Origin of the sequence: Nostoc sp. (assembly GCF_036917975.1) — a bacterium.
Lineage (GTDB): Bacteria > Cyanobacteriota > Cyanobacteriia > Cyanobacteriales > Nostocaceae > Nostoc.
Genome location: NZ_JBALEJ010000025.1, coordinates 38,918 through 53,344, shown reverse-complemented (window position 1 = coordinate 53,344; position 14,427 = coordinate 38,918). Strand labels below are relative to the sequence as shown.

At 44.0% G+C, this 14,427-nt stretch carries 13 protein-coding genes and 1 pseudogene; 7 read left to right on the top strand and 7 right to left on the bottom strand.

What is annotated here, in order from left to right; all coding sequences use genetic code 11:
• Window positions 1–44 precede the first annotated feature (44 nt).
• Complete coding sequence (locus V7K76_RS11845; RefSeq protein ID WP_334774963.1) at window positions 45–203, bottom strand: hypothetical protein; 159 nt, start codon at window positions 201–203, stop codon at window positions 45–47.
• A 769-nt stretch (window positions 204–972) separates the two neighbouring features.
• Complete coding sequence (locus tag V7K76_RS11840; RefSeq protein WP_334774962.1) at window positions 973–3,690, bottom strand: TonB-dependent siderophore receptor; 2,718 nt, start codon at window positions 3,688–3,690, stop codon at window positions 973–975.
• Window positions 3,691–3,906: 216 nt separating this feature from the next.
• Between V7K76_RS11840 and V7K76_RS11835 the strand changes: the two genes are divergently transcribed.
• Together V7K76_RS11835 and V7K76_RS11830 are read left to right on the top strand one after the other, a co-directional pair.
• Window positions 3,907–4,131 carry a type II toxin-antitoxin system Phd/YefM family antitoxin gene (locus tag V7K76_RS11835; RefSeq protein ID WP_334774961.1) on the top strand — a complete coding sequence of 75 codons (225 nt, stop codon included), beginning with the start codon at window positions 3,907–3,909 and terminating at the stop codon, window positions 4,129–4,131.
• Window positions 4,128–4,517, top strand: a complete 390-nt coding sequence (locus V7K76_RS11830) for a type II toxin-antitoxin system VapC family toxin (RefSeq protein WP_334774960.1) — start codon at window positions 4,128–4,130, stop codon at window positions 4,515–4,517. The genes V7K76_RS11835 and V7K76_RS11830 overlap by 4 nt, the downstream gene beginning before the upstream one ends.
• 95 nt (window positions 4,518–4,612) lie before the next feature.
• Here V7K76_RS11830 and V7K76_RS11825 read toward each other — a convergent pair whose 3' ends face one another.
• Both V7K76_RS11825 and V7K76_RS11820 read right to left on the bottom strand, forming a co-directional pair.
• A complete protein-coding gene (locus V7K76_RS11825) occupies window positions 4,613–5,596 on the bottom strand; it encodes a helix-turn-helix transcriptional regulator (protein ID WP_334774959.1) in 984 nt (327 codons plus the stop codon).
• Between the two features lie 126 nt (window positions 5,597–5,722).
• Complete coding sequence (locus V7K76_RS11820; RefSeq protein WP_334774958.1) at window positions 5,723–5,866, bottom strand: hypothetical protein; 144 nt, start codon at window positions 5,864–5,866, stop codon at window positions 5,723–5,725.
• Window positions 5,867–6,651: 785 nt separating this feature from the next.
• On the opposite strand from V7K76_RS11820, the gene V7K76_RS11815 reads away from it, so the two are divergent.
• Window positions 6,652–7,251 (top strand): arsinothricin resistance N-acetyltransferase ArsN1 family B, encoded by a 600-nt coding sequence (locus V7K76_RS11815; protein WP_334774957.1) that lies wholly within the window; start codon window positions 6,652–6,654, stop codon window positions 7,249–7,251.
• Between the two features lie 65 nt (window positions 7,252–7,316).
• Here the strand turns inward: V7K76_RS11815 and V7K76_RS11810 are convergent, their stop codons facing one another.
• Window positions 7,317–8,573 carry an aliphatic sulfonate ABC transporter substrate-binding protein gene (locus tag V7K76_RS11810; RefSeq protein ID WP_334774956.1) on the bottom strand — a complete coding sequence of 419 codons (1,257 nt, stop codon included), beginning with the start codon at window positions 8,571–8,573 and terminating at the stop codon, window positions 7,317–7,319.
• Window positions 8,574–8,913: 340 nt separating this feature from the next.
• Between V7K76_RS11810 and V7K76_RS11805 the strand changes: the two genes are divergently transcribed.
• The 4 genes and pseudogenes from V7K76_RS11805 (at window position 8,914) to recR (ending at window position 11,260) form a co-directional block, all read left to right on the top strand.
• The gene (locus V7K76_RS11805) at window positions 8,914–9,090 is read left to right on the top strand and encodes a hypothetical protein (protein ID WP_334774955.1); all 177 of its coding nucleotides are present in this window, start codon (window positions 8,914–8,916) and stop codon (window positions 9,088–9,090) included.
• Between the two features lie 37 nt (window positions 9,091–9,127).
• The gene (locus V7K76_RS11800) at window positions 9,128–9,796 is read left to right on the top strand and encodes a cadmium resistance transporter (protein ID WP_334774954.1); all 669 of its coding nucleotides are present in this window, start codon (window positions 9,128–9,130) and stop codon (window positions 9,794–9,796) included.
• Between the two features lie 41 nt (window positions 9,797–9,837).
• Window positions 9,838–10,468: pseudogene (locus tag V7K76_RS11795) on the top strand (photosystem II q(b) protein); the annotation flags it as partial.
• Between the two features lie 234 nt (window positions 10,469–10,702).
• Window positions 10,703–11,260: a recombination mediator RecR gene (recR, locus tag V7K76_RS11790; RefSeq protein WP_238846177.1), complete on the top strand. Its 558-nt coding sequence runs from the start codon at window positions 10,703–10,705 to the stop codon at window positions 11,258–11,260.
• Between the two features lie 553 nt (window positions 11,261–11,813).
• Here recR and V7K76_RS11785 read toward each other — a convergent pair.
• Window positions 11,814–13,763, bottom strand: a complete 1,950-nt coding sequence (locus V7K76_RS11785) for an amino acid transporter (RefSeq protein WP_334774952.1) — start codon at window positions 13,761–13,763, stop codon at window positions 11,814–11,816.
• Window positions 13,764–14,033: 270 nt separating this feature from the next.
• The gene (locus V7K76_RS11780) at window positions 14,034–14,402 is read right to left on the bottom strand and encodes a zinc ribbon domain-containing protein (RefSeq protein WP_334774951.1); all 369 of its coding nucleotides are present in this window, start codon (window positions 14,400–14,402) and stop codon (window positions 14,034–14,036) included.
• Between the last annotated feature and the right edge of the window lie 25 nt (window positions 14,403–14,427).

The window sequence follows — 14,427 nt, the reverse complement described above, 5'->3', positions numbered from 1 at the left end:
GACACCAATGGGTGAGGAGTCCCACCCCTGAACAATATTTGATTTCAATCAGATGAGTGATGGGGTGGGCGACGAATCGCCAAGCTTTGAACTAGGGTTCTCAGCGCTTCAGACATCGGTATATCTAAACTTTGTGCAAACTCCTTTAAAAGTCCTAACTCCCTATCGTTAAGCCTTGTTTCAACTCTATTTATTCTAGACATAATTACGACAATTCACCGTAACTATGATATAGTTAAATAGTGCAGGTTTAATCAAATTAATCGCTAACGGCTTCCTGCACGCTGTACCTTCTCCCAAAGGGAGAGGCTTCGCCAAGACAACTCAGAGTATGGGGTTCTACCCAGTAACAGACACTTCTGTGTCGCTTTCTGTGGGTAGGTAAAACTCTGACAGTACAAAGGATTGAACATTTGTCTTGAAAAGTTGTTCATGGGGGAAACCCCCAAGACCACACTTTTCGCTTTGTATTGTTCAACTGTGCGGAGGGGCATCTCGTGCAGTCTAAACAAAGCTCAGTCAATGTCCGACGGGATACCGGGAGTCGCTGAGAAGCCTATACTGTATTGCTTGCAATCAGTGTAGGAGTATGTCACTTGCTCTTTAAGAAGTAAAAAGTAAAAAGATAATCCCCATAAATAAATTTAGGGGAAATAATCACGGACGTATTATTTCTCGTGCTATGCATCTCGAAAGACTCAGGTGCTTCAAGAAAGGTTTGAAAACACGCCCTAACCTCTCTTGAAAAGTGGGGAACCGGAGCGGTTTCAAAGTCCCCCTTTTTAAGGGGGATTTAGGGGGATCACAACGGGAGCATCCACTTTTGGCGGATCGCCCTCAGACTAGAAGTCTGGGGCTATACAAACCGGCACCCGCCTGCGCGGGTTTCAGAGAGTCCGCGTAGGCGGACTTCGTTTGTGTAGCCGCGATTTCCAATCGCCCGGTGTTTCTTCCAAAAGTGGATGCTCCCGATCACAACTCCCACGAAACCGTGCCCTGCACCGTGAACGGCTCGCCAGGATAAACACGCAAAATGTTATCAGCAGACTCAAAATAATCCACATTAAACAGATTTCTGAAATTAAGCTGGGCGCGGAGCTGTCCTTGTTTATAGAAAATGGCAGCATCAGTACGCACATAACTCGGCAACTGAAAGCTATTCTCTAAATCTCCCTCCCGTTCGCCCACATAGAATAATCCCAAACCAAAGCCGAGTCCTTTGAGACTACCAGATTGAATTTCATACTTCGTCCACAAATTGAAACTATTTTTGGGGACATTGTTGAGGAGATTACCTGGTGTGTAAGTATTATCTTTGGTGATTATAGCATCCGTGTAAGCATAACCTGCAATCACATTCAGCCCTTTTAAGATTTCACCCCCAATGTTGAATTCGATACCACGGCTGCGCTGCTCACCTGTTTGAATCGAAAAATCTGGATTATTTGGGTCTTGAGTCAAGACATTGGAGCGAGTCAGATTATAGAAAGCAAGTGTTGTAGAAATTCTCTCATTCAAATCTGCCTTAACCCCGACTTCATACTGCGTACCACGTTCTGGCTCAAAGGTGCTGCCATCAAAGCTGGTTCCAATCGATGGGGTAAACGACTGACTGTAGCTAGCATAGAGTGAAATTGGCGGTAAGGGTTGGTAAACAATACCGAAACGAGGGCTAAAAGCATCTCCTGACTGGCTGCTTTCGGTGTTTGCTACCAAATCTCCATCGGTCTCTTTAAAGGCATCAAACCGGACACCCAACAGCAACTTCAGATTCTCACTCAGCGCGATCTGATCTTGGATATAAATACCCAATGCATCTATTAGAGAGGAAGCATTCTGAGGACTCAAACTTGCACCAAGGGGTTGGTCATACACTGGGTTAAACAGGTCAATGGGTGCGGCAGCACGACTATTAGGATATAAATATGCATAATCAAATCTACTCAGGTCAAATCCAAACAACAACTGATGCTGAATGGAGCCAGTTGAGAACTTGCCAATGATGTCTGTTGCCAGATTGTAAGCCTCGTCATTAAACTGTCCTTGATTAAATATTCGATTTAGTGTTCGGTCATCAGGGTCGAGACTAGTAGCGAGAAACGCGCTGGTTTCAAAATGATAAAATGTTGCCCGAAAAGCGTTTTTTAATGACCAGTTGTCACTGAATTTGTGTTCTAAGCTATATCCAATTCTACCAATATCTTCATGAACATAATTGTCATTCCTGTCAGGTCCACTAGTGTTCAGGTTGCGTGGTATTTCCCCATTTGGGTTCGGTAGTACAGTGCCGACGGCTGGTAGCGATAATCGACTGGTGTCTGCATCTATATACTCTCCTTCCAGAGTTAGCTTTGTTCGCTCACCAATTGCAAAACTCAAAACTGGCGCAATGAGTAGATTTTTACCATGAGCAAAATCGATAAAACTGCCTGCATCTTTATAAGACACATTCAGTCGATACAGCGCTGTTTTGTCATCGTTTAAAGGCCCAGACAGATCCACAGCGCCCCGATAATAGCTGTAACTGCCAACCGTTGCTTCAACCGCATAGTAAGGAGTGTCGAGAGGCTGCTTGGTAATCAAGTTGACTGTGCCACCAGGACTACCATTACCAAACAAAGCTGAAGCCGGACCCTTGAGGACTTCCACTCGATCTATATTGGAGAGTTCCAGTGAGCGAGCGCCCAGAGGATCTGCCAGACCATTCCTGAGCAGAGTATCACTAGTAGCAAAGCCCCGAATGGTAAATTGACTTGTTTCGCTATTGCCAGATGATCCAAATGATGAAATCACACCGGGAACATTTCTCAAAGCATCGTTCAAGCGGGTGACTTGTTGGTCGCGGAGTACCTGTTGCGGTACAACTTGAATTGATTGTGGGATGTCGCGCAAGGGTGTACCGGTTTTGGTCGCAGTGGTCGCATCTGGTACACTGTATCCATCTTGTTCTCCTGTCACCACCAACTCAATTGGCTGATCATCCGGCGCTGATGGTTGCTTCGGCTGAGTTGGGTTTGTTGGCTGCTCTACTTGAGGTGTTGTTTGTGTTTGGGGTGGCTGCTGCGCAATAGATGCAGCAGTTGTCAACCCGAAAATCAAACCTTCATCACTGTCAAATAACTCGACTGTTGGTGAGCTTGCCTCACCGATCGCTGTCACCCGGATGGTGTTAGCATCAATATTTGTTACTGTTATTTCAGTAACTCCCGCAAGTGGTTTTTCCGAACGGAATGTAAACCCATCACCATTGGGTAAACGCAGCTGGGCATTGGGAATATCAGCAATAAAACTATTACCAGCACTGCGATTCTTAACTTGTAATTGTTGCCCTTTGGTAGTTTGTAGAATTACCTCCACACCTTTGGCGGTAGGATTTGCCTTCACTGCCGTCACTTGCACAACACCCCCCTGTTTCTCACCTTGGGCTACGGTTTTACCCCACCCTAGCCCTCCCCCCTTCGACAAGCTCAGGGCATCGCTTGTAAAGGGGAGGGAACTGGATTTTCCGGTCTCCCCCCAATAAACGGGGGGATTAAGGGGGGTAATTGGGGTCTCATTCTGTTTCACTTCTGCCCGTACAGATTGTGCAATCAACAATGGCATAAAACTCATCACCAAACACAGCCAAATATTAGACGACAACTCTTGAATCCTCACAATAATTCCCCACACTCCAGTAACCAAAACCATCTTTGTTGAGAAGCTTTCTGAATAAGCTTAAAATTGAGATTAGAGGAATTTGATGAGTCGCGTCTACCCCAATACAGAACTAATCATCGTCAAACAGACTTTTTTCCCAACAAACGCTGACCAAAATAATTGGTAAGGTGTTAGTTGTTTTTGGTTTTCCGACAGCAGGTACGCCATCGCCTAAAATTAGGGTGTAATTCGATCTGAGCCAAAACTATGCAAGTCTCTTTAGCCGAAGCTGCCGCTAACCTGAGTGATTTAGTTGAAGCTGCTATCAATGGTGAAGAAGTAATTTTGCTCAAAGGCGATCGCCCTGCCATTAAACTTATGCCTATAGAGTCAGTCAGAAAAAATCGAAAGCCTGGTAGTGCCAAAGGATTAATCTCAATATCGGATGATTTTGATGAACCACTAGAAGAATTCAAGGAATATATGGAATGAGAGTTCTGATTGATACCCATATTTTTATTTGGTATGTTCAGAACAGCCAAAGGTTGAATAGTTCAGTGGCGAATCTGATTAATGATGGCAAGAACGATATTTTATTCAGCACTGCCAGCATTTGGGAGATGGCGATCAAGCAAAGTACAGGCAAACTCAATCTTGGCGTTCCTTATGCAAGTTTCATTGAAGAACAGATGAGACTTAACAACATGGAATTGCTACCGATAAAGTTGGAGCATTTGGAAGTAGTTACTTCTCTGCCATTTCATCACCGCGATCCATTTGACCGACTGTTGATTGCTCAAGCAATGGTGGAGGATGTGGCAATTGTGAGTGCTGATAGTGCATTCTCTCTCTACTCAGTTCAAATAATTTGCAATTAATCAATCAAAACTGAATCGAAACTGTACCCTATTCGTTCCGCGACGGGGTGTACATAGATGCCAAGTTTTCTCTTCTTCGCCCCACACCCTTTTGGTCAAACAGACTTTTTTCCCAACCGACACTGACTCGGAGAGATCCCAAACTTACGTTTAAAAGCAACACTAAAGTGTGTGGGATTAGAGTAACCAGTCATAATTGCCACATCTAGCACTGTGAGATTTCCTTCTCTGAGCCAGCGTTTTGCTCGCTCCATGCGTTTGTCTGTCAAGTAACCAAATACGGTAGTATCAAAGATTTGCTGAAAACCACGTTGCAGGGTGCGATCGCTCACCCCTACAATTTGTGCTAATTCTAATAATGTTGGTGGATTTTCTAGACGGGAGAGTAAAATTTCTCTTGCTTGATATATCCGCTCCACAGTTCCGGCTCTAAATCGCGGTTGTGGTTGCGGTTCACCTTCGTCAGCCAAAAAGGGGGCAAGTTGCAACGCCATCAACTCTAGTACCTTCCCATGTAAATACAAACGCTTCGTCATCCCGTGGAAGGGACAATTGACTATTTGCTCTGCCACTGTCTGTATTGCTGTTGTAGTTTTTGGGTAGAGTAATGTCTGCCACTCGTTACCTTTTGCCAAAAAACGTAGTTGCGGTGGAATTTCTCCGTCCCCTGTAGGAAAAAAGGTTGCCAACAACTCAGGAGGCATACTGAAGCTAATACCCACGTACGCTTGAGAATCCAAAAAAGTCATCTTTCGTTGAATGCCGCCACCTGAAATGAGCGTGTATCCTTCTCCTATTTGCCCTCCAAATTCATCTATAATTTTTCCTGAAAGGCGAACATCAAATTGCAAAGGGTGAACGCATTCACAGCCTAGTTCCAGTATTTCATCGTAGAATTCGTAGTTACCAATCCCCAGCCACACTTGGGGATGCACTTCTATGCTTCGCGTATATCCTTTGCCCAGTTGCTTAGGTACTTGACAATAGTATTCAAATGGCTCTGACGAGTTTTGCTGGCTGTTCATTTCAGCTTCAGCCCAAAGCTCTGCTTCCTGTTCCGGCGTTAGGATAATGGTCATAGTTAATGATAATGATAAGCTTTATCATTAATTATAGGTTAGTATGGCGTTAGCAAAGCTTACCGCAGGTATCACTCATGGCAGTTTTCAGTCACCACACAAGCGACGCGTAGGCGTAGGCATGGCTCAAATTTTTTCATGACTAATTCTTAATAGCTGGCGATCGCGTAGCCTCTCCAAAGAAGAATCGCATCGGACATACCCTAATACTGCTCGGTTAAGGGACTTCCAAATAAAAAAATATTCAATTAATTCTTGTGGGGTGGGCATCTTGCCCGCTCCACAATATTGGATAATTTATTTCTTGGAGTTCCCTAAGGGAAAATAGATAGTGGATTAAATAATTCGTAATTCGTAATTAAGTTTTATGAAAGCGTTGCGTTATAGCATTTACCGAGCTAGTAAGGTACACCCGTAGGGGCACGGCAGTGCCCATTGGTGTCAACTTAAGCTGGAAATAGCTGATCTGTTGGCTTCCATGCCCCCCAGGAAATAAATTAATGAGTAATAAGTAATAAGTAATAAGTAATACCCATTACTTATTACTTCAAAAATAAATTTCCGGGCTAGTAGGCTTAAGTCTACTCAAGTAGACTGGAGATTTTTGGCGATATTTAGTCATCTTCAGATGACTTTAGCTATGAGACGGGAATTTCAATTCCCGGCGGACAAGCGGTTTCATGTTAAGTTGACACCAATGAGTATTACTGTGCCCTTACGACTCTAGTTGAATCAATACGGTTCGGTTAGTATATTTGGCTCTCGGAGATCCCCCCAACCCCCCTTAAAAAAGGGGGGCTTTTCCTCCTATTTACCCCCTTTTTAAGGGGGTCGCCGTAGACGGGGGGATTTTAACCGAACCGTATTGCTAGTTGAATGGCAAGCTGAAGCGATCGCTCACCATATATATTATTAATAACGTCACAGCTGGTTTGCAATGCTGCGATCGCGGTAGCGTCTCGTAGAGAAGTACGGCTTTAAACTAATATCCGGGGCTAATTCTTCTATTCCCTATTCCCTATTCCATAATAATTAAAACCCAAAAAGGATCTGCTGTGAAGGCTGTAATTAGACTAGCTCACGAAAGTGATGCCTTAAAAATGCTGGCAATTTATGCGCCAGTTGTGCGGGAAACTCCAATTTCTTTTGAAATAGAGCCTCCCAGCCAAACGGAATTTGAAGGACGCATTAATAACTATCAACAGCAGATGCCTTGGCTAGTGTGTGAAATTAACGGTGAGCTTTTAGGTTATGCCTATGCTACTCCCTACCGGACTCGTGCTGCCTATCAATGGTCTGTAGAATCATCCGTGTACGTAAATGCTGAACATCGCAGAAAAGGAGTTGCTAAAGCTTTATATACTTCCCTTTTTGGGTTGCTGCAACTCCAAGGATTTTATAACGTTTTTGCTGCGATCGCTTTACCTAATCTAGCAAGTGTCGCTGTGCATGAAGCTGTCGGTTTTTCACCTGTAGGTGTATTTCGCAGAGTTGGATATAAATTTAGTCAGTGGCACGATGTCGGCTTGTGGCAACTATCTCTACAACAAGAACTACCTTTCCCTGTAAATCCGCCTCTTTCTTTGCTAGAAGTTCAAAAATTGTCTCTGTGGAATGAAGTTTTAAGAAGTGGTCTTTTACTACTTCGCATTTAATAAGCTAAAAACAATAATTCTTGTGGGGTGGGCAAGATGAGCGCCCAGCTTATGCGAAAATCCGATTAATAAGTCCAGTTTTGCTTAGTCTGCAAACTATAGGTTCCATCTTTCACATTCACCCGCTCAGGAATTAGATTTAAATCTCTAAATATATTTGCCTGATGTTGTAAAGCATTGAGCGATTGGTCGTCAATCGGGATGATAGCGCGTTCACCACTATGTTTCTGTAAAAGTTCTACAATAGATGGATCGATTTCATGGTGTTTTGCCAATCGTTGAACAGCTTCTAATTCCTGTCTCTTAGCCCAAGTTCCAGCTTCGTTGACCTCTTCTAAAATCACCTTGAGTAAGTCGGGATAGTCGCGTACCAATTCGGGAATTGCATAGTAATAAGTGGGGACTTCCACGGAGGCTTTGTCACCAAATATGCTCTCTAGGTCTGTAATCGATCGCCCTGGGTAAGCGCTCCGGGCTTGAGTTGCTGTGTAGGGAACCCAAATCACCCAAGCATCGAGTTCACCCCGACGGAATAGCGGCAGCGCCTCCGGTTGTGTAAGATATACTGGCTCGATGTCGTTAAAATCGAGGCCGACTTTTGCCAGCGATCGCACAAGTATATAATGTGCGCTTGAGCCTTTGTCAAAAGCGATCTTTTTACCCTTCAGGTCTGCTAGTGTCTGAATTGGTGAATCTTCCGGCACTAAAATTGCTTGACCTTTGGGAGCGGTATATTTTTCTTTAGCTACCCGCACAAATACATGATCTGCCGCTTGAGAGAAAATGCTGGCTGTACCGCCGCCGCCGCAGAAGTCAATTGTCCCATTGCTCAGTGCTTCTATCAGAGAAGAGGCTGATAAAAAACTTGTCCAGGTAACACTCAGCCCATAAGGTCGCAACCGATTTTCCAGCAAGCCTTGATCGCGGAGAACTTCCAGATTTGTCATCCCCTCTGGATATCCAATTTTGAGTTGCTTGAGTCGCCGCGCTTGCTCTGCTAAGGGCGTGTTGCTAGATTGATTAGAACGGTTAGAAAACCAGCGATCCAAAACTATACAGAAAATTATCCCCCCCATAAACAGTCCCACGGTTTCCAGCAACTGGATTGTGGAGCTTTTGGATAGTTGGAACTGATTACCAGATTCAGAAGCAGCAATAGCATGACCGTCAAAAACTAGAGGTAAGACCAAAATCGAGATAAGTCCGATGGAAAATCGAACTGCAAACCTGTAGGTAGCCGATCTATGAGTGGCTGATCTGAGCAACCGTAAGATGTTTTGACCTGTGTATCTAGGCAGAAGGTCAATCAAACGGCTAATCATAATGACTCCTTTGATAAATATAGGTAATGGAAATCGCCGAATGAATTGGAGATGGGGGATAAAGTCAAACAATTTTAGATTTTAGATTTTAGATTTTAGATTTGCGATAGTGCCGGTGGCAAGCGAGTCCGCGTACTCTTACAGAGAAGCAAGCTACGCGCAGCGTCTAGAGAGCGTCTTTTAGATTTGTTCCGCCCACAAGGGTACGGGGCTTAGGGATTTTAGATTAACGATAGCGCCGGCGGCAAGGGAGTCCGCATACTCTTACAGAGAAGCAAGCTACGCGCAGCGTCTCGTAGAGAGCGTCTTTTAGATTTGTTCTGCCCACAAGGGACGGGGCTTGAACCGAAAAACCAATTCCAAAATCCAAAATCCAAAATCTAAAATTGGCAGGGTCAAAGCACCGCTTGATATGTATAAGCTACCAGATTTGCTCGCTCGTTACACCCAATATGCGATACTCACATTATCATATCGATATTGTGGTAATTCTCTACAAAGGTTGAGCGATCGCTAGTTTCGGTTATCAGATAGGTGTTGAGTGAGGATTGGTGATGGATTGGTTAATTGCAACAATTAAGATTGGGCTAGCTGCGGCTGTGGCAACAACGTTTGATGACAATATTTATCTGACTGCTTTTTTTAGCGAGGTTAATCGGACTTTTCGTCCTCAGCATGTTGTGGTTGGTGAAATTCTAGGATTCACGGCATTAGTAATAGTAAGTTTACTTGGGTTCTTAGTAGGTCTAGTAATTCCGTCAACTTGGACTGGTCTACTAGGGATTCTGCCGATACTCATTGGCTTGAACAATTTGCTCAACCTGAATAAGGATGATTCAGCCGAAGATAAGTCAGCCAATCTGAAAATCAACTCTAAATTTCGAGGATTTGATTCCAGAAAGCGATCGCTCTGGGACGTAATTCGCGATCCCCAAACCTATCGCGTCTCGGCGGTAACAATTGCCAACGGCGGCAACAATCTTGGTATCTATATCCCTCTGTTTGCCACTAGCTCAATCCAAAATCTCAGTGTGATCGTACCAGTTTGCTATTTTATTGTTTTTTGCTGGCTATTTATGTCCTATAATCTGACTCGCCTACCTGGTATCGCTTTGGTACTCAGCCGTTATGCTAGCAAGATTTTCCCCTTTGTGCTGATGTGGCTGGGTTTCAGAATTTTGATGGACAGCGAATCCTATAAGATTTTTTTACCGAACAATTGACCAAATAACTCATAATTCATAAATAACTGCAATCATAAAACGCAGCAGCCAGCGCAGTCTTCTTGGTATACCCCATCGGACAAGGTTCATTCTCTGATGGTATGCCTTTGGGTATTTCTGGAACCTTCAACTTCATGATCGTGTTCCAAGCAGAACACAACATCTTGATGCACCCCTTCCACCAATTTAGGTGTAGCTGGTGTATTCGGTGGAAGTTTGTTCAGTGCAATGCACGATTCACTAGTAACAAGTTCCTTGGTTCGTGAAACAACCGAGACTGAATCACAAAACTACGGTTACAAATTCGGTCAAGAAGAAGAAACCTACAACATCGTTGCAGCCCACGGTTACTTCGGTCGGTTAATCTTCCAATACGCTTCTTTCAACAACAGCCGTTCACTGCACTTCTTCTTAGCAGCATGGCCTGTAATCGGTATCTGGTTCACCGCCTTGGGTGTCAGCACAATGGCGTTCAACTTGAACGGTTTCAACTTCAACCAATCAATCATTGACTCTGAAGGTCGTGTGATTGCAACTTGGGCAGATGTAATCAACCGCGCTAACCTGGGTATGGAAGTAATGCACGAGCGTAACGCTCACAACTTCCCTCTAGATTTGGCTGCTGGCGATTCTGCGCCTGTAGCTCTAACCGCTCCTGCGATCAACGGTTAATGATATCTTGAGGTGGTACTTATAGCGTCTCTACAATTCAAAAAAGCGTCCTCCGGTAAAAGGGGGCGCTTTTTTATTTGAACCTATAATATTTGATGTTTATTGTCAATGCGTAAGTCCTAAATTAAATGACCAATCCAAAATCCAGTAAAAATGTCATCATAGTTAAGATAAAAACATTCTGGAGACAAGACAACGGTTTACGCACGCCCTTTAGCACGGTTAATTGAACAATTGCAACGCTTACCGGGAGTTGGCCCAAAATCCGCCCAAAGACTGGCTTTGCATATTTTGAAGCGACCAGAAGCAGAAGTAGAAGCTTTGGCGCAAGCTTTAATTGAGGCAAAAAAACAGATTGGCTTGTGTTCTGTTTGTTTTCACTTATCTGCTGAACCTGTTTGTGAAATTTGCCGTAATGCCAATCGTGACAATAATACTATCTGTGTTGTAGCCGATCCTCGTGATGTGATTGCGCTGGAAAAAACCCGCGAATACAAAGGCAAGTATCACGTTTTGGGCGGGGTGATTTCGCCAATTGATGGAATTGGCCCAGATCAATTAACTATATTGGCTTTACAGCGCCGGGTGAGTCAGCAAAAACCTCAAGAAGTAATTCTCGCAATTAGTCCGAGTGTAGAAGGGGAGACAACAACACTGTATATCGGTCAGCTACTTAAACCATTTACGAAGGTGACGCGAATTGCTTTTGGTTTACCTGTGGGTGGCGATTTGGAGTATGCAGATGAAGTCACTTTGGCGAGGGCGTTGGAAGGACGGCGGGAATTAGATTAAATGTCAAAGTCAAATGACTTTCTAGTAGTCTGTCAAATAAATTTTGACGGATAAAGAAACGAACCGCATTCGCGCAGCGTCTCGTTAGAGAAGGACGCAAAGAGCGCTAAGGAAGAAGGAAGGAAAGAAAGAAAGAAGAAAAATTGAAAAATTTATTTACCCGTGAATTAGTTCTTGACAGACTACTAGTAGTCTGTCCCATTAATTTTGTTGGGCTGTTAGATCCCCGACTTCTTCAAGAAGTCGAATTAGGTCATAAATGTAGAGTATTCCCGGAAGAGTGCCAGCAATTTGTTGAAACAGATGGTGACTATCCCAAAGTGTATAAAGTTAAATAAATTTCAAGTTAATCTAAGATTCAGCAGCTCATACTTACATAAATTTTAGGGCAATTTCTTCCGCTTTGAGGCTGAAGCTGCGATCGCTACTTCTATTACCGAAACAGTGCTGTTAGCGGATAGCTAAGGTTTAGCCCGTGCTGAGTAACGACTGCTGAGTCAAAAAAGTAATAATCGCACTCAGAACTCAGAACTCAGCACTCAGCACTCCTAAATCAACCCCCAACGTGAATACCAGGTCGCATTTGGGGATTCTTTTCAGCGCGGCGGAGGACTTCACGGGTAACTACAGCAATGTCACCTTCACCAAACAAGATAAAACGCAGTAAGTATTGTATGGGATTTCCCTCAACCCAACCGAAGTAAGCATGGGGAATCTTACCTGTTTGGTCACGAATATAGAGTAGTAAAGCTGCGATCGCATTTGGTACTGCTGCACTTTCAGCCCGAAGAATGCGATAATCACCAACTTGCACCCCTTTGACTAGGATCGCATCCGCAAATTCCGAAGCATCTGATACATGAACCTCTAGAAACAGAATTGGATCGTTGGGTGGAATATGGTTGTCCTCGCGCACCTCTTTCTCTTTCAGAAAATACTCTAGGACATCGCCTGTATTCAACCGGTTTGCAATTAACCGTATTGCTCCCTGGCTCTCTTCAGCAAGAAATTGGGCAGCAAGTTCGTCAACTTCGATTCGTTCTGTTCGCAGTTCCGTTGAACGCCAAACACGAGAAACCAGCGAGGTAAAAATGATCGCACCGATGAAAAACCCAGCTATCCTAATCCCTTCTGGTCTTTCGATGATATTGACAACAGTGGTATATAAAAATAACAGTGTAATGATTCCAAAAACGAGTTTGGCCCGCTTCTGTCTATGACGGTGAGCTGATAGGGTGACGGCAAAGGCGGCTGAGGTGATTAACACAAGTACACCAGTTGCATAAGCCCCACCTTGAGCTTCTACACTTGCTCTAAAGATAATTGTGACAACAAAAGCGATCGCTGTGTAGACTAATACCAAAGGTCGCGTTGCTCGTGCCCAATTGGGAGCCATACCATAGCGTGGTAGGTAGCGAGGCACAATATTCAACAGCCCTGCCATTGCAGATGCGCCGGCAAACCACAAAATAGAAATAGTACTTAAATCGTAAATAGTGCCAAAGCCATTGCCTAAATGAAGATGTGCTAAATAAGCAAGGGCCCGTCCGTTGGCTTTGCCTCCGGATGCAAACTCTGCGGTTGGAATCAGTAAAGTAGTTATAAAGCTGGTGGTGAGCAAAAAGAAGCTCATAATCAAAGCAGCAGTGGTAAGCAGCTTGCGTGTATTCCGAATTCGCCCTTTGGGATGCTGCGGAGTGCTGTTATTGCTGCCTTTTACTAGGGGCATAACGGTAACACCAGTCTCAAAACCTGACAATCCCAGTGCTAGTTTGGGGAATATGAGCAGAGAGATACCAATTAATATTAAAGGGTTGGAATGGCGTGAAAAAAGTGCAGTTTGCCAGTTCGCGATCGCTTCTGGGTGAGCAAAAATCTGATACAGACCGACGCTAACAACAATGAAATTTAACAGCAGATAAGCTCCCACCAAAACTACTGCAATCCCAATGGCTTCTCGGAAACCTCTCAAGAAAACTGCACCTAGTAATGCAACTAATATCAGAGTAACTGCGATCGTCTGACTGTGAAACCAATTTGGTATCAGCGGATTTTCGATGATATGGGCAGTAGCATCAGCAGCTGACAAAGTAATGGTAATAATAAAGTCAGTTGCTACGAAGCCAAGTAAGCACAGCACAAGTAATTTGCCTTGCCACCAAGGGAGCAAACGCTCTAACATTGCGATCGACCCTTCACCATGAGGGCTTTCAGCAGCAATGCGCCGATAGATTGGCAATGCTCCAAAGAGCGTCAGCAAAACCAGAATTAGGGTAGCTATAGGAGAAAGAGCGCCAGCCGCCAGTGCTGCAATCCCAGGTTGATAGCCAAGGGTCGAGAAATAATCTACACCAGTCAAGCACATTACCTGCCACCAAGAATGCTGGCGATGTGGTTCTTCTTTGCGGTAAGGCCCTTCCTTCTCTCTTCGTCGGTCTTCTTCAAGCAACCACTGGATTAACTGGTTGCCGAGCCGTTTTGTTGAAACAATTGAATTAGCCATCAAATACGGTTGTGTTGCAAAAGTCGGCTTTGTGATTTTTTTAAGCCTTTGTAGTTTATTTAAATTTTTAACTACAAAGATATAGCACTATATATTGTAGGTTAAGCATCCTATCCGATTTATAAAATATATAGCAGCTGCTCGTAGTCGTCTAGCATATCAAGAGCAATTGCAACCTCTGGGATGGAAAGATTTAATACTTTATCCGTATATTTTAGGTTTAACGCTTTCACACCCTTAGTATTTTCAAGCTGTATCAGTTCTAATCATCTAAGTTACTAGACTGAAGAACAAACAGACCAATAATAGACCTAATAGCAAAAGCAAAGCTTGGTTGCGTTTTACCCAAATTTTCACCGTTACTGCAAAACTGTTGGTGTAACGCTGCTGTTTTACCTCTAACTTTGTCTCTTCAATATTTTGGTAGAGGGTACAGTCTTTGGCGTAGGGACGCTGGGGAAAATTGCAAGTATCATCAGCGTGATAAGTGCAAGTGTCGCATAGATACCCGTCCCCAATAGCGCGGTGCAATGGAATACCGGGATGACCGTAAGCTTTGAGTGTTGTCCGGCAATAGGGACAACTAATAGCTTGTCTATCAACGAGTTGATGGCAGTGGGGACAAGATACAGTAGCCAAAACCTTTAGCGCAAATAAGTTAACT